General features: G+C 60.6%; 19 protein-coding genes and 1 pseudogene. 9 read left to right on the forward strand and 11 right to left on the reverse strand.

Annotated elements, in window-relative coordinates; translation table 11 throughout:
• Positions 1–10: 10 nt before the first annotated feature.
• The 5 genes from E4P01_RS08915 to E4P01_RS08935 all read right to left on the reverse strand — a co-directional run bounded on the left by E4P01_RS08915 (position 11) and on the right by E4P01_RS08935 (position 5,061).
• Positions 11–2,425, reverse strand: a complete 2,415-nt coding sequence (locus E4P01_RS08915) for a TonB-dependent receptor (RefSeq protein WP_032877649.1) — start codon at positions 2,423–2,425, stop codon at positions 11–13.
• Between the two features lie 109 nt (positions 2,426–2,534).
• Positions 2,535–2,807 (reverse strand): GIY-YIG nuclease family protein, encoded by a 273-nt coding sequence (locus E4P01_RS08920; RefSeq protein WP_032877650.1) that lies wholly within the window; start codon positions 2,805–2,807, stop codon positions 2,535–2,537.
• 37 nt (positions 2,808–2,844) lie between these two features.
• Positions 2,845–3,315, reverse strand: a complete 471-nt coding sequence (locus E4P01_RS08925; protein WP_032877651.1) for a nuclear transport factor 2 family protein — start codon at positions 3,313–3,315, stop codon at positions 2,845–2,847.
• 91 nt (positions 3,316–3,406) lie between these two features.
• Complete coding sequence (locus E4P01_RS08930) at positions 3,407–4,042, reverse strand: response regulator transcription factor (RefSeq protein ID WP_032877653.1); 636 nt, start codon at positions 4,040–4,042, stop codon at positions 3,407–3,409.
• Positions 4,043–4,242: 200 nt separating this feature from the next.
• Positions 4,243–5,061, reverse strand: coding sequence for a response regulator (locus E4P01_RS08935; RefSeq protein ID WP_216090780.1), 819 nt, complete (start codon positions 5,059–5,061; stop codon positions 4,243–4,245).
• Between the two features lie 382 nt (positions 5,062–5,443).
• Between E4P01_RS08935 and E4P01_RS08940 the strand changes: the two genes are divergently transcribed.
• From E4P01_RS08940 to E4P01_RS08980, 9 genes are all read left to right on the forward strand, one after another.
• Positions 5,444–6,067 carry a DUF1120 domain-containing protein gene (locus E4P01_RS08940; RefSeq protein ID WP_078820343.1) on the forward strand — a complete coding sequence of 208 codons (624 nt, stop codon included), beginning with the start codon at positions 5,444–5,446 and terminating at the stop codon, positions 6,065–6,067.
• Between the two features lie 15 nt (positions 6,068–6,082).
• Positions 6,083–6,706: a DUF1120 domain-containing protein gene (locus E4P01_RS08945; protein WP_216090779.1), complete on the forward strand. Its 624-nt coding sequence runs from the start codon at positions 6,083–6,085 to the stop codon at positions 6,704–6,706.
• Between the two features lie 28 nt (positions 6,707–6,734).
• Positions 6,735–7,355, forward strand: a complete 621-nt coding sequence (locus E4P01_RS08950) for a DUF1120 domain-containing protein (protein ID WP_078820341.1) — start codon at positions 6,735–6,737, stop codon at positions 7,353–7,355.
• A gap of 15 nt (positions 7,356–7,370) precedes the next feature.
• Positions 7,371–7,991 (forward strand): DUF1120 domain-containing protein, encoded by a 621-nt coding sequence (locus tag E4P01_RS08955; protein ID WP_216090778.1) that lies wholly within the window; start codon positions 7,371–7,373, stop codon positions 7,989–7,991.
• Positions 7,992–7,994: 3 nt separating this feature from the next.
• Positions 7,995–8,678, forward strand: coding sequence for a DUF1120 domain-containing protein (locus E4P01_RS08960; RefSeq protein WP_078820339.1), 684 nt, complete (start codon positions 7,995–7,997; stop codon positions 8,676–8,678).
• Positions 8,679–8,710: 32 nt separating this feature from the next.
• Entirely contained in the window at positions 8,711–9,415 is a 705-nt protein-coding gene (locus E4P01_RS08965) for a fimbria/pilus chaperone family protein (protein WP_032877660.1), read from the forward strand.
• Between the two features lie 120 nt (positions 9,416–9,535).
• Positions 9,536–11,971, forward strand: coding sequence for a fimbria/pilus outer membrane usher protein (locus E4P01_RS08970; protein WP_216090777.1), 2,436 nt, complete (start codon positions 9,536–9,538; stop codon positions 11,969–11,971).
• 11 nt (positions 11,972–11,982) lie between these two features.
• Entirely contained in the window at positions 11,983–13,122 is a 1,140-nt protein-coding gene (locus tag E4P01_RS08975) for a DUF1120 domain-containing protein (protein WP_216090776.1), read from the forward strand.
• 25 nt (positions 13,123–13,147) lie between these two features.
• The gene (locus tag E4P01_RS08980) at positions 13,148–13,792 is read left to right on the forward strand and encodes a DUF1120 domain-containing protein (protein ID WP_103733360.1); all 645 of its coding nucleotides are present in this window, start codon (positions 13,148–13,150) and stop codon (positions 13,790–13,792) included.
• On the opposite strand, the gene E4P01_RS08985 is transcribed toward E4P01_RS08980, so the two are convergent.
• From E4P01_RS08985 to E4P01_RS09010, 6 genes and pseudogenes are all read right to left on the reverse strand, one after another.
• Complete coding sequence (locus E4P01_RS08985; protein ID WP_148853487.1) at positions 13,789–15,054, reverse strand: CynX/NimT family MFS transporter; 1,266 nt, start codon at positions 15,052–15,054, stop codon at positions 13,789–13,791. The genes E4P01_RS08980 and E4P01_RS08985 overlap by 4 nt on opposite strands.
• Positions 15,044–15,199, reverse strand: a pseudogene (locus E4P01_RS08990) (GntR family transcriptional regulator); the annotation flags it as partial. The gene E4P01_RS08985 and the pseudogene E4P01_RS08990, both read right to left, overlap by 11 nt.
• A 185-nt stretch (positions 15,200–15,384) precedes the next feature.
• Entirely contained in the window at positions 15,385–16,149 is a 765-nt protein-coding gene (locus tag E4P01_RS08995) for an amino acid ABC transporter ATP-binding protein (protein ID WP_005785051.1), read from the reverse strand.
• An 11-nt stretch (positions 16,150–16,160) separates the two neighbouring features.
• A complete protein-coding gene (locus E4P01_RS09000) occupies positions 16,161–17,258 on the reverse strand; it encodes an amino acid ABC transporter permease (protein ID WP_032877666.1) in 1,098 nt (365 codons plus the stop codon).
• 10 nt (positions 17,259–17,268) lie between these two features.
• Entirely contained in the window at positions 17,269–18,450 is a 1,182-nt protein-coding gene (locus E4P01_RS09005) for an amino acid ABC transporter permease (RefSeq protein ID WP_005785047.1), read from the reverse strand.
• A 72-nt stretch (positions 18,451–18,522) separates the two neighbouring features.
• Positions 18,523–19,554, reverse strand: coding sequence for an amino acid ABC transporter substrate-binding protein (locus tag E4P01_RS09010; protein ID WP_032877669.1), 1,032 nt, complete (start codon positions 19,552–19,554; stop codon positions 18,523–18,525).
• Positions 19,555–19,701: the final 147 nt, after the last annotated feature.

Consider the following 19,701-nt stretch of genomic DNA (forward strand, 5'->3'; position numbering starts at 1 on the left):
GATAAATGAATCAGAAGGTCAAGGTGCTGGATACCGACACCTGCCGCGCATCGCCCATGGACACAAACTGCGTATTCACCGATGAGGTGTAGTAAGTACGATCGAACAGGTTCTTCACATTGAGCTGGAACTTGACCTTCTGCCCTTCAAGCCGGGTGTCATAGCTGGCGAACACATCGGCCACGGTGTAGCTGGGCAGTTCGAAACTGTTGGCCGCGTCCCCTGCCCGCTCGCCGACATAACGCGCCCCGGCGCCGACACGCAGTTGATCGCCGCCCAGGACACTGCCGAAGTCATACACCGCCGACAACGAGCCGGTGCTTTTTGCCACATTCTGCAGGCGATTACCTTTGAGCTTAGGGTCTTCGGTAACCTCGGCATCGGTGTAGGCATAGCTGCCAATCAGGCTCCATTTATCCGTCAGCTGGCCGCTGGCATCCAGCTCCAGACCGCGAGAGCGCACCTTGCCGGCCACGCTGTACTCCGAGGTCAGGCCCTCGCCTACCTGCACCAATACGTTACGTTTATCGATCGTGAACAGCGCGGCACTGGCGGTGATGCGCCCCGGCAGGTCGAACTTGGTACCCAGCTCCCAGGCTTTGGATTCTTCCGGCTGCAAACTGCCACTCAACACGGTTTTATTGGCCAGCGGCGCGATGGTGGAGTTGGGTTTGAACGACTCGGTATAACTGCCGTAGAACGACAATTGATCAGTGTAGCGATACACCAGCCCGGCCCGTGGTACCCACTTCTGGCCATTGCCGTCGGTGTTGGCGGTGAACGGCACGCCTTTGCCGGCGTATTGATCGTACATCTGGTAGCGCGCACCGCCGACCAGGATCCATTGATCGTTGAGGTGGATGGCATCCTGGAAGAACAGCGAATCGCTGCGCAGCAGATCGGTCTGGTTGCTGTCCGGCGCGCTGACTTTGGAACCGGCGACTTCATTGCCGTATACCGGGTTGTTGTAATCGAAGGTGCCTCGCGGCGCCTGGCGGATCAGGTCGGCACGGTAGATCTTGCGGTACTCATCGTCCAGGCCGAACACCAGATCGTGCTGCATACCTGCAACATCGACCCTGCCTTCGAGGCTGGCGGTGGCGAAGCGGTCGGTGGTCAACGCGCCCTGGGTACCGTCCATGTTACGGGTCAGGGTGCCGTTGGTGTTGACCTTGACCACGCGCACCTGGCTGGCGTCATAGGTTTCGCGATTCCAGCTGTAGCCGAAGTGAGCTTTCCAGTCGTCGTTCAGATCATGATCGACGGTCAGGCGGTACAGATCGGAGCGACCTTCCATGTTGTTGAACGGTTCATCCAGACGCCGGGTGGCGGGGATGTTCAGCGGGTGGTTGGTCTTGGGATCGATGGCGGTGCCACGGTCGAACGGCGCGAGAAATTCGCGGTGTTCATAGGCCAGCACCACTTGGGTGGTATCGCCGTACCAGGCCAGGGACGGCGCCACCAGGGTCTCGCGATGGGTGCCGTAGTTACGCCAGTAATCTTCGTCTTCATGATCGACAATCAGGCGATAAGCCAGGCCGCTGTCGCCGAGGGGGCCGGTGGTGTCGAGGTTGCCACCACTGCCGTTCTTGCCGCTGCCGAAGGTCGAGCCGCGCGCGGTCAGGGAGGTGGACTGCATCAGCTCAGGCTTTTTGCTGACGATATTGACCACGCCGCCCGGGTCCTGGATGCCATACAACAGCGAGGATGGGCCCTTGAGCACTTCAATACGCTCGGCGGTAGCGTTCATGGCACGGCCCTGCACCACCGGCATACCGTCCTTCATGATCGAGCCGTTACGGTTGTCGCCAAAACCACGCAACATCACCGCGTCCTGAGTACTGCCGAGGGTGTTGGACTGGGTGATGCCGCTGATATTGCCCAGGGCGTCATCCAGGTTGCGCGGTTGCTGGTCGCGCAGCACCTGAGCCGGCACCACGTTGACGGTTTGCGGGGTTTCCAGCAGCAACCCATGGGAGCGCATCACCGAACTGGTGGGCGGCGGCTGATAGCTGGTGCTGTCCTGCGTCGGGTTGGCCGCGCTGATGGTGGTGGCGCCAAGGTTGACCGCGCCGTCGCTGGGCAGCGGCTCCAGGGCCAGGGTGCGGGCGTCGATCTGGCGGAAGGTGAAACCTGTATTGCTCAGCAGACGTTGCAGGGCCTGGGTCGCGCTCATCTGCCCACTGAGCGCCGGGGCATTGAGGCCATAAGGCGCTTCATCGGTGTAGATCACACTGATGCCTGTGACACGGCTGAACTCGCTCAGGGCCTGGGGCAGTGGTTTGGCTGCCAGGGCAAAATTGAACTGGGCGCTTTGCTGCTCCTGCGCACGCGCAACGCTCAAAGGCAGCAACGCCAGCCCTGACACCGCCAAGACCGAGGCTCCCAGCCACTGTTTTACCCAACCACCCGCCGTTGACTTCATGCTGTGAGAACCCGTGTAGAAAACGCTGTTAATGCGAATAGATCGCAGTTTCATGCACTACACGGATGGGCCGAGGATTTACCTCACATGAATCAGTAAATAATTTCGATCATTGCTTGCCACTCGTCGCGAGACACTCCTTGGCACTCTTCTTCAGCTTCTTGATCAGCCGCTCCTGGCGCAACGCCTCACCCTTGCTCGCGCATTGTTCGGTGTACACCAACGCCACCGCCGGGCTGGACAAGAAAAACCGCGCGCCCTTGCCGCTTTGGTGGCAGGCAAAGCGGCGCACCGGGTCATTGCTGATGCCGCAATACAACGAGCCATTGGCGGCACGCACCAGGTAGACGAACCAGGGTTTGGGTTCTACAGGATCAGTCACAGGGCAATTTCGGCAAACCAGAGGAGCGCCAATCTTATCAACGACCGGCCTGGAATGCCTTCAAGCCTTTAAGCGCCTGGGCCCGCACCGCATTTTTCAGCGCCGGCGACCAGCCCAACAGCAGCCCTTTCAAGCCCAGCGCCTGGCGCGACCAGCGCCACAGGTCGAAGTGATCGTGGTGCTCGCAGATCTTGCCGTCGCGAAACACAAAGCGCGCACCGATGTCGTTAACCACCGTATTGCCCGTGGCACTGAACAGGTACGTCGCCACCCAGTGCGCGCTGCCTGTGCTGTCATCACTGCGCACGTGGTCGAAGGTCAGGGAGAAATCCTTGGCCCGCGTGGTGAGCATTCGCCACATATCCCCCGCGTCGCGCCCGCGCAACTCGCCGAAGGCCGGGTCGCTGAACACCACGTCTTCGGTGTAGCAGGCGGCCATGGCTTCGGCATCCAGGCGCTGGAAGGCACTGTAGAACGCGGTGATCAGGGCGTTATGGGCATCACTCATGGGCAGGCTCCGCAGGTTTCGAAAGAATAAGCGCACGATAGGCTGCCCACACCGCGCTGGCTACTGACATTCGCCAGGCAAATGCAGGAGCCTACGGCACCATCCCAGTGCTGCGAGCGTAGGCGAACAGGTCTACATCGGTTGAGATACTCAGCCGCTGCATAGCCGTGCTTTTCTGCTTACTGATGGTAGAGATACTGCGGTTGACCTGTGCCGCAATCTGGCTGACGGTCATGCCGCTGGCCAACATGCGCACCACCTCGCGCTCCTTGCAGGACAATTGCGGCACCTGGGACTGATCGCCCGTACCCGCCTCTACCATTTGCATCCGCAGGGATTCACTGGCGAACGTCTGGCCGGCACACACAGCCTTGATCGCCTGGGGCAGCTCCTTGGCCGAAGCACTTTTGGCCACCACGGCCTTGGCACCATGGGCGAAGGAAGCACGCAGGGTGGCGACGCTGGCGAACATGGTCACCAGAATCACCGGCAACTGCGGGTATTGGCGGTGCAACAGGCTCAACAGCCCGTAGCCGTCGGCCTGCTGGCCGCCTGGCATGGCAAAGTCTGTGACGAGCACGTCACACGGGGTTGTCCTCAACAGTTCGAGCAACTGATCGGGGCCGTCGGCTTCCGCGACCACTTTGCACCGGCCATGCGCCTCAATCACCACTTTCTGCCCGATACGCACAATAGGGTGATCGTCAGCAATAATTACTCGAAGCATAGATTCCCACGAATGATGGCAAACTGAATCCGCGCAAAATACCCCCGCTGGCGCTCATCAACAACCGCTAACAAAGTGCTGCTGGCAGCCACGCTCAATGTTCAGTAGCTCACAATTTTTTGCCTACAAAACAATAAGAAAATACCTACAGCAAAAACAAGATCAACGGATTGCAAAACGCTCTGCGCCAACACTACCTCTCAGACTTCAGAGAGGTACTCGAGATAGACGAACAAGCGCGCCAGGAACAACTCCAATTGCACCTTGTGCGCAGCAACACCCTGGGACTGGACCTGTTCGATCAGCTTCACGGCGCTGGCTTCAAGGCCAGTACCGCCCAAAAACACCAGGCTGCCCACCAATCGATGGAGGCGCTCAGCCGTCAGTGACGAGTTCAACGTCAAGCAGGCATGGCGCAACACGCGGTGGTCTTCCCAAGCCTCGAACAACAGGGTTTCCAACAATTGATCGACGATACGCTCGCTGCCAAACATGGCGACCAACGTGGCACGGGTTGGCCAGCCGGCGAGCGGCGCAACAGCCTTCTGGGCGACATACGCGTCATCCTCGCTCGGCAGCCAGCGTGCCAACACGGCGTGCAGCTGTTCAAGGGTCAATGGCTTGAGCAGCCAGGCATCCATGCCGGCGTCGCGGCAACGCCGGGGGCTGTCGTTTTGCAGGTTGGCGGTCAAGGCAATGATCGGCACTCGCCTCTGCCCGTTGTCGCGCTCATGCTGGCGAATAGCGCGAGCCATGCTGTAGCCGTCCATGAACGGCATCTGGCAATCACTGATCACCAAGTCGAAGGGCCGGCTGGCAAAGGCCGCCAGCCCGACGTACCCATCGTCGGCCAATTCGTATCCCAACCCCAGTTTTTGCAGCAAACAACCCAGCAACAGGCGGTAGGCTGAATGGTCTTCCACCACCAGCACGCTCAACTGCTGCCAATGAAGCGGGGGGGCACCTTGTGGCTTCAATTTGCGGTTCGCTCCTGCTGTTGAACCTACCAGCGAACCCATCAGTACCTCTATCGTGACTATTGATCCGGCAGTAATCTCCGGCACTGGTGCAATAGCCCTCGAGACCTCTCATGTAGCAAATACCCATTCAGGGGGTATCTATAATCTTTTGAGTCTGACCGAGTCGATACAACAACTACGAAAAGCACCACCGCCCCCCTCTCCCGGCACGTCCTTCGTCCCCCCCGCCAATGTCGTATTAGTTGTATTTCCCCCGCGCGCCCCCCTCGCTAGATTGTGCCCACCCCAAAGAGGGACGACTTGCCACTCCCCGGCAAGCGCAAAAAAATCGAGATCGCCTCCAGGCAACCACCCGCCCACACACGACCGGGCGTTGCCCTGGCGTGCCTCAATCTGCCAGCTTGTAATGGAACAATTTGAAATGAAGACCTCTGTATCCCTACTGAGCAGTGCCCTGCTGCTCGCCATAACGTCATCCGCTTTCGCCGCCAGCAGCGTCGACCTGACTGTCAAAGGGTTGATCACGCCCAGCGCCTGCACACCCAACCTGCCGGGTGACGTCGATCTTGGAAAAATCGCCGCAAAAGATCTGAATCAAGACAGCTATACGCCGCTTGAGAAAAAGACCCTGCAACTGAGCGTCAATTGCGACGCGGCGACGCTGTTTGCAATCCATCCCGTCGACAATCGAGCCGGTTCCGCCGCGTCCGGCGGCGCCTTTGGCCTGGGCTTGATCAACGAAACCCAGAAGCTCGGCCTGTATCAGTTGACGTTCAGCAACCCCGTCACTGAAACACCATCCACCCTGATTGCAATGTACAACTCCGAGGGCCAATGGACAGACCTCCTTACGGATGAGGTCATTGCCCCCAACGATCTGGTGGCGCTGGGCAGCCGCGGTGAGAACGGTTGGGCCCCCCACCCGATCAAAGACGCGCTCATGGACATGACGCTGCACACCTTGATTGCACCTGCAAGAAACCTGACCTTGACCAGCGAAGTGGCAATCGACGGCTCCGCGACCTTTGAAGTGAAGTACCTGTAAATGGACGTTTCCCAGATGAAGACCCGCCTGCCCCTGTGGAGCAGTGCCCTGCTGCTCGCCATGACGTCATCGGCTTTCGCCGCCAGCAGCGTCGACCTGACCGTCAAAGGGTTGATCACGCCCAGCGCCTGTGCAGCCAGCCTGCCGGGCAATGTCGATTTTGGAAAGATCGCGGCAAAAGATCTGAATCTCGATACCCCTACACAGCTTGAACGCAAAACCCTGCTACTGAGCGTGAATTGCGAAGCGGCGACACTGTTCGCCATCGACCTCATCGATAACCGAGCGGGCTCTCCCATATATAGCTACGCGTTTGGCCTGGGGCTGACCAACGAAAACCAGAAGCTCGGCCAATATAGCTTCACATTCAACAATCCCGTCGCCGAAACACCCTCCACCCTGCTGGCGATGTACAACGACGATGGTCAGTGGAGAGACATCTATCCGGACGACGCTGTTGGGCCAGGTGAGTTTGTCGCACTGGGCAGCCGCGGCGATAACGGTTGGGCGCCGCATCCGATCAAGGACGCGACGATGGACATTACCCTGTACGGCTCCATTGCGGCAGCAAAGGACCTTACATTAACTAACGAAGTGGCAATCGACGGTTCGGCGACCTTTGAAGTGAAGTACCTGTAAACCACCATTCATTCACAGGATGTGACCCATGGCCAGCCCTCTCACTACCCTCACTGCGACACTGTTGCTGTTTGGCGCCGGCTCAGTCTTCGCCGCCAGCAGCCTGGACCTCACCGTCAAAGGCATCATCACGCCAAGCGCCTGCGCGCCAGAGGTCTCCGGCGGTGGCAATGTCGACTTCGGCAAGGTGTCGGTCAAGGATCTCAATAGCGACACCTACACCGACCTGCCCCGAGAAACCATGCTCTTGAGCGTGCATTGCGAAGGGCCGACGTTTTTTACCCTGAACACCATCGACAACCGCGCCGGCACCACCGCCAGCCACTTCAGTTGGCACGGCCTGGGCATGACCCCCAACGACGAAAAAGTCGGTGATGCCGGGCTTGGCCTCTACCAGCCGGTGGCCGACGACGTGCCGGTACGCACCATAGTCTCAAGGGATGGCGGCGCAACCTGGATGCCCTCCGTGATGCTCAGCCACACCGTGCTGACAGCGGTCGCCAACAACGACGGCGTGGTACCGATTGCGATCCAGAAGCTGGAGGCCGAGATCCGCCTGATCACTCACATCGCGCCCGCCAGCAACCTGACACTGACCGACGATGTGCCTATCGACGGTCACGCCACCGTGCAAGTCAATTACCTCTAAGGATAAGGAGACCCGATGAATATTCGATTGACCACGCTGGCCGCCAGCGTACTTCTGCTCAGCTCAGCCACTGCCTTCGCTGCCTCCAGCGTCGACCTGACCGTCAAGGGGCTGATCGTGCCCAGCGCCTGTATACCCACCCTTTCCGGTGGCGGTGTGATCGACCATGGCAAGGTGTCCGCCAAGGACCTGAACCCCGATAGAGGAACGGCGATTGGCAGGCATACCCTATTGATGACCGTCGATTGTGACGCGCCAATCCAGTTTGCCCTGCACCCCATTGATAATCGTGCAGGCTCAGGCCTCTCGACAGACTTTGGCCTGGGCTTTATCAACGAGAACCAAAAGCTCGGTCATTTCTCCCTCACCTGGCGTAACGCAGTGGCTGAAGACGGCGTTGCCGTCCAACCTATCGCATCGATGGATCAGGGTAACTCCTGGTACCCCGAAAAATTCTGGGAACCGAGCATGTACATGGCGGCGGCCTCAATGGATGACGACACCCAGCCAATGCCAATCAAGAATCTGCGCGTAGACCTGGAAGTGCTCACGATCATCAACCGCACCGACGGGCTGGACCTCAGTAATGAAGTCACCATCGACGGTTCCGCCACCCTCGAAGTGAAGTACCTGTAACCCATGGCCGCCCATCCCTTGAAAACTGCCGGGCATGGGCTGCGCCTACCTGTGCCGGTACTGGACACAGTTGGCCGTTACGTGGCTGCGCTGCTCTGCCTGGCCACCTTAGTCGATACCCACGCAGCCTCGACCGTCGACCTCACGGTGACCGGCCGGGTGACACCGGATGCCTGCCACATCGAGCTGATGAATGACGGCATCATCGAGCATGACAAGATCCCCGCACATAGCCTCAACGCAGACGAGTTCACCGTGCTGCCCAGCCAGCTACTCGAACTGCATGTGCTCTGCGCCAGGCCCATGCTGTTTGCCTTGGTAGGCATCGACAATCGCGCCGACTCCTCGCTGGCCCCCGACTTTTTCTACGGACTGGGCAGAAACATCCACGCCCCCGAGGAACGTCTCGGCTCCGTAGCGTTGTCCTATCGCAACGTAGTGGGCGATGCGCAGCCCATGCAGGTATTGGCCTCCACCAACAACGGGGAAACCTGGTCACCGGACCCCAACGCCTATCCAAGATCCTATATGGCCTTTGCACTGCTGGGCGACCGTCAACCGGACTTCATCAGCCAACTGACCGCGGAGCTTCAGGTGGTCACCGCCATCAATTTTTCGCAGTACCTGACGCTGGACCAGGAAGTCCCCCTCGACGGCTCCATCGTCCTGGATTTGCGTTACCTCTGACCGATACCTTTTGGCCTAATGGAAAACCCGTCATGACGACGACATTCTCAAACACCGCTGTCGGCCTTATCGCCCTGCTGCTGATACTCGGCAATCAAGTCAAAGCCGACGGGATGGTACCGGACACCTCCGTGGTGATCGTGTTCGAAGCCGAAGGCGAAGCGGCAGTGTCGGTGACCAACACCGACAGCCAACTCGCGCTGCTGCATGTGACCTTGCAGGATATTCCGGAAGACACCGAGCCGCTGCTGGTGGTGACACCGCCGCTGTCACGGGTCGAGGCGTCTAAATCCCAGTTGGTGCGCTTCATCCTGCAAAACCGGAAGCCGTTGCTCACCCAACGGCTTAAACGCGCAGTGTTCGAAGGCATGCCCCAAGGCCGTGCCGCGACCGCCGCCGGGCATGCCCGCGTGGGCGTGACCGTGCGCCAGAACTTGCCGGTGATCGTGCATCCCAGAGGCCTTGCCCCCAACCGCACGCCTTGGACCGACCTGACCTGGACCTTGCGCGACGGCCAGTTGCAAGTACGTAACGACACGCCCTATGTAGTGCGCCTGGCGCAGGAACTGCTGCTGTTGCCCGGCAACGGCAGGGCGATGCTGCCGCGCACTTACGTGCTGCCCGGCGAAGCCTTGAGCGTGCCGGCCAGCGGCGGGCAGGCCAACACGGTCAGGTTGCAGCCGGCCACTGTGTACGGCTTTGCGGTGAAAGCCTACGACGCACCGATCACCCTCTGACTGAAAACCGCAGGCGTCGCCCCCCTGACCGCCGCCTGAATAACGAAGTGACGGCTCATTGACCGTCACCAGAACGCCTGGGCACACGGGGCTCGCGCGTTCACTACTCGAGTACCTTGCGTGAAAACAGTATTGAGTTACCGTGACGGCGAAGCCGTGCCCGACATCCCTGCCAACTCGACCTTGCCGCTGGTGTTGCTGCTGTGCGCGCTGATGCCCGCCAAGGCATGGGCCGAAAACTCCAGCGCCTCCAGCTTCGACGCCCAGACCTTGCATCAACGCGGCATTGATCCACAGCTGGCCAGCCTGCTGCTGGCAGCACCGCGCTTCGCCACCGGGCAACACACGGTCAATCTGCGGGTCAATGGTCAGCGACGCGGCCGGCTGGATGTGACCTTCGATCAGCAAGGCAACCCGTGCTTCGACCGCGCATTGCTGGACGCCGCCAACCTGGTGATCCCGAATGAAACGGCAGGTTGTCACGATTTTCTTGCGCAATATCCGCAAACCCTGGTTGAACCGGACCCGGCGACGCTGACGGTGTCACTGGTGGTACCCACCGAGGCGCTGCGCCCCATACAGCAGGATATCTCGGGGTACGAAACCGGCGGGTTTGCCGGGCTGCTCAACTACGACCTCAGTGGTTTCTACAACCGCTTCGGCGATGACGCCAGCCGCTTTGGCTCGGCCAACACCGAGGTGGGGTTCAATGCCGGCGATTGGATCGTGCGCAGTCGCCAAGTACAGACCTGGCAGGATGGCCTGTCACGCAGCACCCACTTGCAAGCCTATGCCCAGCGCACCTTCGCCAGCCACCAGGCGGTGCTGCAGGCTGGGCAAATCAACCTGTATAACCCGGTACTGTCCGGCGCGCAGATTACCGGGGTGCAGGTGCTTACCGAGCAAGCCCTTCAAGAACAGGGCCAGGGTGCGCTGATCCAGGGCATTGCCAACAGCCCTGCCCAGGTGGAGGTACGACAGAACGGTGCGTTGATTCACTCCACCGTCGTGCCCGCAGGCCCCTTTACCCTGCCAGATGTACGTCGCTTGAATACGCGCTCGGACGTCGAGGTCACGGTCAAGGAAAGCGCCGGGGGTGAGCGGCGCTTCACCGTACCGGCGGCCATGCTCGGCCTTGGGTTGCCCGCACCGGGTTACTCCGTGGCCGCGGGCCGGGTGCGGAATGTGGGCGACGCCAAAGGCGAGGATCCGTGGGTGGTCAGTGGCGGCTGGACCGGTGCGCTGCACCCGCAGTTGACCTTGGGCACTGGTGTACTGGCAGCCAGCGAATACCGCTCGGTGGGCGCCAGCCTGGGCTGGTTGCCGTGGGTGGACAGCCAGATCCAACTGTCCACACAGCTGTCCAACACCCAGGCGTGGGAAAAGGTTTCGGGCGTACAGACCGACCTTTCCTGGTCCCAGCGCCTGGGCGAGCAGTGGTCGATCAGCGCCGCCAATTCCTGGCGCAGCATCGGCTATCGCGAACTTGAAGAAAGCACGTATGAGCGTGATGACAGCAACCGCGACGCCCGTTATCGCGACCAACAAAGCCTCAACCTGGGCTGGTCGCATCCGCTGCTGGGTGCGTTCAGTGCCGGGGTTGCTCGCTCGGCCAACTTCGCTGGCGACAGCAGCAGCCGTGCGCTGGCCTCTTGGGGCACGAGCATCGGCGCTGTGTCACTGTCGGCCAGTGCCGAGTGGCAAATGGGCGGTAGCCAGCAACAGGACAACGCGGTGTACCTCAATATCAGCGTGCCGTTGGGCGAAAGTCGCCGGCTACGTAGCTGGGTGCGCAATTCCGGCGGTGAGAACCGCACCGGCCTGGGCCTCACCGAACAGATCGACGACCAACTCAGCTATCGCGTCAGCGCCGAACACGACAGCAGCGACCATCAAGTGGAAACCACGCTGGGCGTCTCGGTACTGCCGCGTTACAGCCAGCTCGATTTCAGCTACAGCCGCGCTGATGCCGAACGCTCCAGTTATCAAGGCGGCGCTCGCGGCGGTGTGGTGATACATGGCGACGGCGTGACTTTTTCACCCTACCCGGTGCGCGACACCTTTGCCCTGGTGTCGGTCGGCGATATGAGTGGCATCAAGCTCAGTACCCCCAGCGGCGCGGTGTGGACCGACTGGCAAGGCCAGGCCGTGGTGCCGCAAGTCGCCGCCTACGGGCGCAGCCCAGTGGAAGTGCAGACACGTTCACTGCCGCGCAATGCCGACATCAACAATGGCCTGGCGATGATCTCGGCCGGACGCGGCGCCGTTGACCGAGTCGAATTTGGCATCAGCTTGACCCGTCGCATATTGCTCACCGTCAGCACCGACCAGGGTACACCTCTGCCTGCCGGAGCCTCAGTCAGCAGCGCCAGCGGCGAGTTCGTCACCTTGGTGCAGGACGCCAGCCAGGTGTTTCTACCCAACGTGCTGGACCAATCGACGCTGTGGATAACCACACCCGATGGCGGTCGATGCGAATTGCGTTACTCCCTGCCGGAAAAAGCCGACCCCACGGTGTACTTCGAAACTGCTCCCGCGCGTTGCCACGCGCCTTGAGGATCCCCGTCATGCCCTTCGCAACATGTATGCGCCAACTGTGCCTGTGGTTATTGATCGGCGGGGCCGGCACCGCCCACGCCTTGGAAGAATGCCAACTGAATGTCAGCGAATCCCTGATCGATTTCGGCTTGATGAGCCGCCTGGCACAAAGCGACAGTGCGCTGGAGCGCTTGCTTGGCGAGCGGCGCCTGAGCGTGACCATCAACTGTCCGCAAGCGCAAGATTTGAGCCTGTTCTATCGCGCACTGGCCGCTAGCCCGCAGCGCCTGCAATTTACCCCGCATGGCAGCTATGCCATCGAAGCCGGCAACGCCGTGCTCGATGGTCGCGCCGTAGAGTTGGGGCTGCTACCTGCTGCGGGCCAGGCGCCCGTGGCCAATGGCGCGGTGCTGGAATGGCGTTCCGGCCATGGCATCGCGCCGGTCGCACACGGTGCGGTGCTCAGGGGCAACACCCTGTCGTTGCAACTGACGCTGCGCGCCTGGGCCGACCCCGCTGCCACTCAAGTGCGCGACAACACCACCTGGGAAGTTTCCGGGATGTTGTACAGCGCACAAAACGGACGCTACCGGGAACTGACCGTGCGCGCGCACTTTGCGCCCATCGCCTGCCTGCCGACATTATCCGACCAGGGCGTAGTGGACTACGGCACCCTGTATGCCAAAGACCTAAATACCACCACTGAAACACCGCTGCCCATTCGCACACTGCGCCTGAGTGTGACCTGCGATGCGCCGATCCGCTTTGCTCTGCGCATGAAAGACAACCGCGACGGTTCGGCCACGGGCGGTACCGATGAAACCGCTTATGGATTGGACCTGGATGCCAGTCGCAACAAAATCGGGCGATTTTACCTGACTATCGACCCGGCCGAATTCAGCGCCGACACCTTGCCCGCGCTGTACCGCACCGACTCCACCAGCAACGGCGTGGCGTGGAGCAGTTCCACCGCGCGGCAAATCCCCATGGCCGCCAACAGCCTGCTGGGGTTTACCGACACGACGGGCGTCACCACCGGCCCGGTGGCCATCCAGACCCTGACCGGCACGATGCGTCTCAAGTCTTACCTTGCCCCCATGCAAAGCCTGGATCTTCGCGAGGTGGTGCATATCAATGGTTCCGGCACTATCGAAATCGTCTACCCCTGACCCGTCACTGTGAGGAACTCGTCCCGTGAAAACCCGCCTCTTTACCAGTCTGTTGCTGTTGACCAGCACGCCCTCTGTGCTAGCCGCCTCGGCGGTGGACCTGAGTGTCAAAGGCTTGATCACTCCCTCCGCCTGCTTGCCGCAGTTCCCCGGCGGCGCCCTGATTGACTACGGCAAGATTGCCCAACAGGACTTGCACCTGGCGACCGCCACGCGCCTGCCCGTCAAGACCCTGACCGTCGGCATCGCCTGCACGGGCACGGTTCGCTTTGCCCTGCGCATGCGCGACAACCGCGACGGCTCGGCCATGGTCGACAGCGAGATTTACTACGGCCTGGGGTTCGATATCAGCGGCAATCGCCTGGGGGTCTACTCCATGACCTTCGACCCACGACAGACCCAGGCCGGCAACATTGCGCAGATCTACGGCACCGAGTCCACTACCGGGGGACTGGCGTGGCGCACGTCCAACCTCAACCCCATCGACATCGGCTCCAGGAGCTACCTGGGCTTTACCGATGTGGAGGGCAGTGTCAGCGGGCCCGCGGCCATCGGTTTAATGCTGAGCACCGTCACCGTGCAGACGGTGATCAATGCTCGACAAAACCTGGACCTGAGCGTGGAAACCCCGCTCGATGGTTCGGCCACTCTGGAAGTGGTTTACCTCTAGAGCTTCTCGCTGGTGACCTGTACGTAGCGCGCACGACCGGCGCCCAGGCCCGCGACAATCGCGCCCAGGCCGATCACCGCGAAGATCCAGCCGATAGCCGCCCAGCCGCCGGTCCAGTCATGCACCAGGCCAACCGCAAACGGGCCCATTGACGCCAGGGTGTAACCGATACCCTGGGCCATGCTCGACAGGTTGGCGGCGACGTGAGCGTCACGCGAGCGCAGCACGATCAAAGTCAGCGCCAGGCTGAAGGTGCCGCCCTGCCCCAGACCGAGCAGAATCGCCCAGCCCCATAAACCGTCCAGCGGCGCATACAGGCAACCGAACAGGCCACCGAGGGTCAGCAGCATCACCACTACAATCGCCAGGCGCTGGTCCTTGCCTCGGGTGGCCAACCACGGTGCGGCCAGGGAACTGAGCAGTTGCACGATGATGGAGCCTGAGAGCGCCAACCCGGCTTCGGTAGCACTCAGGCCACGTCCGATCAGGATTGACGGCAACCAGCCAAACACAATGTAGGCCAGGGACGATTGCAGGCCCATGTACAAAGTCACCTGCCAGGCGAGCGGGTCACGCAGCAAGCCTCTGACCCGGTAAGCCACCTGATGGGCACCGTGCTTTTGCCCCACTTGCGGCAACCAGAACAAGGCCGCCAGCAACGCCGGAATAACCCAAAACCCCAGACCGATGGCCCAGCTGTCTGCGAAATATTGGCTCAGGGGCACCGTGGCTCCCGCAGCCAACGCAGCCCCTAGACACAACGCCATGGTGTAGACGCCGGTCATGGCGCCCGCCTGCCGGGCAAAATCGCGCTTGACGATGCCCGGCAGCAACACGCCAATGATGCCAATACTCGCACCGGCAATCAGGCTGCCGGCGAACAGCCCCACTTCACCGAACGAACTGCGCAGGATAATCCCCGCGGCCAGGGTCAGCAGAATGCCCAGCACCACGCGCTCGGCGCCAAAACGTCTGGCCAGGATCGGCGCAGTGGGCGCGAACAGGCCCAGGCACAAGACCGGCAAAGTGGTCAGCAACCCGGCCTTGGCCGCAGATAACCCAAGGCTGCTGGAGACTTCAGCCAGCAGTGGCGACATGCTCGACAGCGCCGGCCGCAGGTTCAACGCCACCAGTACCAGGCCCAGTAGCAGGAGCCACGGGCGAACCACCCGCGGATGGGCCTGCTGGACGGCCTCGTCATCGGCTTCGGCGTCGATCAACAGTTCTTCGAGTTCAGTCGTACGTTTGGCTTCAAGGTTCATTGATCAACTGCCGGCAGAGGGATTTGGCACGTTCGGGGTCTTGATTTTCTGCCGCGTCGAGCAAGGCGATATGCAGGTCGAATACAGCCTGGCGATGCGGTGAGATGTTCAGGGCCTGACGTAACTGGGCGCCGACGAGGCTATTCGCAGTTGCCTGCAAAGGCAACGCACCAGAGTGCCTGGGTAGCAAAAGAAGCAGCAGAGTGGCTATGCCAAGGTATTTGCGCGGTCTCACTCATATCGTCAACACGAAGCCAGAGGCGCTCGCGGCTCCCTGGCCGACAAACAATAAACCCGGCACCAGGCCGGGTTTATGTGTTCAACCATTGATCAATGCAGTATCTGGCTCAAGAACAACTTGGTCCGGTCATTCTGCGGGTTGTCGAAGAAGTCATTCGGCGCCGCCTGCTCCACGATCTCGCCCTTGTCCATGAAGATCACGCGGTTGGCCACGGTGCGCGCAAAGCCCATTTCGTGAGTCACGCACAACATGGTCATGCCGTCTTCGGCCAGGCCAATCATGGTGTCCAGAACCTCTTTCACCATTTCCGGGTCGAGTGCCGAGGTCGGCTCGTCGAACAGCATGATTTTCGGTTTCATGCACAAGGCACGGGCGATGGCCACACGCTGTTGCTGGCCGCCGGACAGTTGCCCCGGAAACTTGTGGGCCTGCTCTGGAATGCGTACACGTTCAAGGTAGTGCATGGCAATTTCCTCGGCCTTGCGCTTGGGCATCTTGCGCACCCACATCGGCGCCAGCGTGCAGTTTTGCAGGATGGTCAGGTGTGGGAACAGATTGAAGTGCTGGAACACCATGCCCACTTCACGGCGGATCGCTTCGATCTGCTTGAGGTCGTTGGTCAACTCCACGCCATCGACCACGATGCGGCCTTGCTGGTGCTCTTCCAGGCGGTTGAGGCAGCGAATGGTGGTGGACTTGCCCGAGCCCGACGGCCCGCACAGCACAATGCGCTCGCCCTGCTTGACGTTGAGGTTGATGTCTTTCAACACGTGGAACTGGCCGTACCACTTGTTGACGCCCTGCATCTGAATAATGCCTTCAGGGCTCACCGGCTGTTTGATTGCTTGGCTCATTAAAACAACTCCTAACGCTTGTGGCCGGTGTCGAGCTTGCGTTCCAGATGCATGGAATAGCGCGACATACCAAAACAGAAAATCCAGAAAACCAGGGCGGCAAACACGTAGCCTTCAGTGGCCATGCCCAGCCATTTGGGGTCGGCGGCGGCTTGCTTGACGCTGTTGAGCAGGTCGAACAGGCCGATGATGATCACAAGGCTGGTGTCCTTGAACAGTGCGATGAACGTATTGACGATGCCCGGTATCACCATCTTCAAGGCTTGCGGCAAGATCACCAGGCCCATGCTGCGCCAGTAACCCAGGCCCATCGCCGCAGCCGCTTCGTATTGCCCCTTGGGGATCGCCTGCAAGCCACCGCGCACCACTTCAGCCACATAGGCCGACTGAAACAGAATCACGCCGATCAGGGCACGCAACAGCTTGTCGAAGTTCATGCCCTCGGGCAGAAACAACGGCAACATTACCGATGACATGAACAGCACCGTGATCAACGGCACGCCACGCCAGAACTCGATGAAGGTCACGCAAACCACCCGAATCGCCGGCATGTTCGAACGCCGTCCCAACGCCAGTACAATGCCCAACGGCAAGGCGCCGGCGATGCCCACCGTGGCGATCACCAGGGTCAGCATCAAGCCGCCCCATTGGCTGGTCGCCACGTTGCTCAGCCCGAACACGCCGCCATGCAGCAAGCAATAGGCAATGATCGGGTACAGCAGCAAAAAGCCCAGGCCGTAGATCGCCTTGCGTGGAAAACGCGAGATGAACAACGGCGCCACGCCAATGATGGCCAGCCATACCGTCATGTCCACGCGCCAGCGCAGGTCCACGGGGTAATAGCCATACATGAACTGCCCGAAGCGCTGCTGGATGAACACCCAGCAGGCGCCCTCTTTGGTGCAATCGGCGCGCGTGGTGCCGACCCAGTTGGCGTCCAGAATCGCCCAATGCAGGATCGGCGGCACCACCAGGTACACCAGGTAGATCGCCAGCAAAGTCAGCAGCGTGTTAAGCCAGCTTGAGAACAGATTGGCGCGCATCCAGGCCACCGGCCCGAAGACTTTGTCCGGGGGTGGCATATCAGGTTTGAACGTATGCGTAGTCATGGGCGTTTCCTCACCGCTCGATCAGCGCAATGCGCTTGTTGTACCAGTTCATCAGCAGGGAAATGCTGATGCTGATCGCCAGGTACACGCTCATGGTGATGGCAATGACTTCGATAGCCTGGCCGGTCTGATTGAGCACCGTGCCGGCAAACAGCGAAACCATTTCCGGGTAGCCGATACCGGCGGCCAACGAGGAGTTTTTCGCCAGGTTCAGGTATTGGCTGGTCAACGGGGGAATGATCACGCGCAAGGCTTGCGGGATGATGACCTTGCGTAGCGTCGGCCCCGGACGCAGGCCCAGCGAGCGTGCCGCTTCAGTCTGGCCATGGCTGACGGACTTGATGCCCGAACGTACGATCTCCGCAATGAAGGCCGCCGTGTACACGGTCAGGGCCAGGGTCAACGCCAGCAGTTCCGGAATCAGTACCCAGCCGCCGACGAAGTTGAAGCCGGCAAGCCTGGGCATTTCCCAATGCAGCGGTGCGCCGAAGGTCAACCCGCACAACGTCGGGATCACAATCAATAGCGCCAGGCCCGTCCAGAATTTATGGAACGGTACGCCTGTCGCTTCAAAGCGCTTGTTGGCCCAGCGGGTCATCAGCACGATAGCCACGATAGCGACCACCACGCTGGCGACAAACGGCCAGAACCCATCGGCCGCCAGCGCCGCCGGCATGTTCAGGCCACGGCTGCTGACGAAGAACATGTCACCAAAGTTATGGCTGTTGCGCGGCCCCGGCATGGTCAGGAACACCGCGAAATACCAGAACAGAATCTGCAGCAGCGGCGGAATGTTGCGGAAGACTTCAACATAGACCGTCGCCAGCTTGTTGATCATCCAGTTGGGCGACAGGCGCGCCACGCCGATGATGAAACCGAGCAGGGTTGCCAGCACCACACCAATGACCGTCACCAGCAAGGTATTGAGCAAGCCGATCACAAACACCCGGGCGTAGCTGTCCGATTCGGTGTAGTCGATCAAATGCTGCGCGATGCCAAAGCCGGCACTGCGCTCAAGAAAGTCGAAGCCGGAGGTGATGCCCCGGTGTTGCAGGTTGGTCTGGGTGTTGTGAAACAGGTACCAGCCCAGCGAGACCACCGCCACAATGGTGATGATCTGGAAGAGCCACGCGCGCACTTTGGGATCGCTGAAGCTGAGCTTCTGCTTGGGTGCGCCGATGAGATTTTGCATGGAATGCCCCGCAAGGAATGGAACAGAACATCACCCGGCGGTTGGCCCACCGGGTGATAGAACCATCAGCGATCAGCGCACAGGAGGTGCGTACTGGATACCGCCGTTGTTCCACAGCGCGTTCAGGCCACGGTCGATTTCCAGCGGGGTGCTCTTGCCCAGGTTGCGCTCGAACATTTCGCCGTAGTTACCCACTTGCTTGACGATCTGTACGACCCAATCCTTCTTCACTTTCAGGTCCTTGCCGTATTCACCATCCGCTCCCAGCAGACGGGCGACGTCGGGGTTCTTGGTGGACTTGGCCTCAGCTTCAACGTTCTTCGACGTCACACCGGCCTCTTCGGCGTTGAGCATGGCGTAGCCCACCCAGCGCACGATGGCCAGCCACTCGTCGTCACCGTTACGCACCACCGGACCCAGTGGCTCCTTGGAAATGGTTTCCGGCAGCACCACATAGTCTTTCGGCGCCGCCAGCTTGCTGCGCTGGGCGAACAGTTGCGACTTGTCGGAAGTCAGCACGTCGCAACGCCCGGACTCCAGCGACTTGGCGCTTTCATCAGACGTGTCGAAGGTGATCGGGGTGTACTTGAGGTTGTTGGCGCGGAAGTAGTCGGAAACGTTCAGCTCAGTGGTAGTACCCGCCTGGATGCAGATGGTTGCACCGTCCAGTTCCTTGGCACTTTTCACGCCGAGCTTGTTGTTGACCAGAAAGCCGATGCCGTCGTAGTAGGTGATGAAGCCCGGGAATTTCAGGCCCATGCCCGCATCGCGGGAACTGGTCATGGTGGTGTTGCGCGACAGGATGTCGACTTCGCCCGATTGCAGCGCGGTGAAACGCTCCTTGGCGTTCAACTGGCTGAACTTGACCTTGGTGGCGTCACCAAAAACCGCAGCGGCCACGGCACGGCAGTAGTCAGCGTCAATCCCGAGGATCTTGCCGCTGGCATCCGGCACCGAGAAACCCGGCAAGCCGTCACTTACGCCGCATTGCACAAAGCCTTTTTTCTGCACGGCATCCAGGGTGGCACCCGCCTGGGCTAACCCACTGACACCCAGTACAGCCGCCGCTGTGACGATGGCCAGGGTGGACTTCAATACCTTCATTACATACCTCCAGTTGCTCTTGTTGTGTCCAAGCTCCAACCTCAGCGCACCCTTATGAGGCGATATCGACCCGTGTTGGCTTTTTTTGGGGTCAAGCAGCATGAGGTTTTTGCGGTAATTCCAGTTGCTTTCCCACCGGCGGCAGTC

Source organism: Pseudomonas sp. NCIMB 10586, assembly GCF_023127895.1.
GTDB lineage: Bacteria > Pseudomonadota > Gammaproteobacteria > Pseudomonadales > Pseudomonadaceae > Aquipseudomonas > Aquipseudomonas synxantha_A.

Excerpts from the sequence above, each read along its gene's own strand:
- E4P01_RS08995 (WP_005785051.1), bottom strand. The coding sequence starts at position 16,149 with ATGAGCCAAGCAATCAAACAGCCGGTGAGCCCTGAAGGCATTATTCAG.
- E4P01_RS08960 (WP_078820339.1), top strand. The coding sequence starts at position 7,995 with ATGGCCGCCCATCCCTTGAAAACTGCCGGGCATGGGCTGCGCCTACCT.
- E4P01_RS08950 (WP_078820341.1), top strand. The coding sequence starts at position 6,735 with ATGGCCAGCCCTCTCACTACCCTCACTGCGACACTGTTGCTGTTTGGC.
- E4P01_RS09000 (WP_032877666.1), bottom strand. The coding sequence starts at position 17,258 with ATGACTACGCATACGTTCAAACCTGATATGCCACCCCCGGACAAAGTC.
- E4P01_RS08945 (WP_216090779.1), top strand. The coding sequence starts at position 6,083 with ATGAAGACCCGCCTGCCCCTGTGGAGCAGTGCCCTGCTGCTCGCCATG.
- E4P01_RS08925 (WP_032877651.1), bottom strand. The coding sequence starts at position 3,315 with ATGAGTGATGCCCATAACGCCCTGATCACCGCGTTCTACAGTGCCTTC.
- E4P01_RS08930 (WP_032877653.1), bottom strand. The coding sequence starts at position 4,042 with ATGCTTCGAGTAATTATTGCTGACGATCACCCTATTGTGCGTATCGGG.
- E4P01_RS08955 (WP_216090778.1), top strand. The coding sequence starts at position 7,371 with ATGAATATTCGATTGACCACGCTGGCCGCCAGCGTACTTCTGCTCAGC.
- E4P01_RS08985 (WP_148853487.1), bottom strand. The coding sequence starts at position 15,054 with ATGAACCTTGAAGCCAAACGTACGACTGAACTCGAAGAACTGTTGATC.
- E4P01_RS08915 (WP_032877649.1), bottom strand. The coding sequence starts at position 2,425 with ATGAAGTCAACGGCGGGTGGTTGGGTAAAACAGTGGCTGGGAGCCTCG.
- E4P01_RS08965 (WP_032877660.1), top strand. The coding sequence starts at position 8,711 with ATGACGACGACATTCTCAAACACCGCTGTCGGCCTTATCGCCCTGCTG.
- E4P01_RS09005 (WP_005785047.1), bottom strand. The coding sequence starts at position 18,450 with ATGCAAAATCTCATCGGCGCACCCAAGCAGAAGCTCAGCTTCAGCGAT.
- E4P01_RS08935 (WP_216090780.1), bottom strand. The coding sequence starts at position 5,061 with ATGGGTTCGCTGGTAGGTTCAACAGCAGGAGCGAACCGCAAATTGAAG.
- E4P01_RS08940 (WP_078820343.1), top strand. The coding sequence starts at position 5,444 with ATGAAGACCTCTGTATCCCTACTGAGCAGTGCCCTGCTGCTCGCCATA.
- E4P01_RS09010 (WP_032877669.1), bottom strand. The coding sequence starts at position 19,554 with ATGAAGGTATTGAAGTCCACCCTGGCCATCGTCACAGCGGCGGCTGTA.
- E4P01_RS08975 (WP_216090776.1), top strand. The coding sequence starts at position 11,983 with ATGCCCTTCGCAACATGTATGCGCCAACTGTGCCTGTGGTTATTGATC.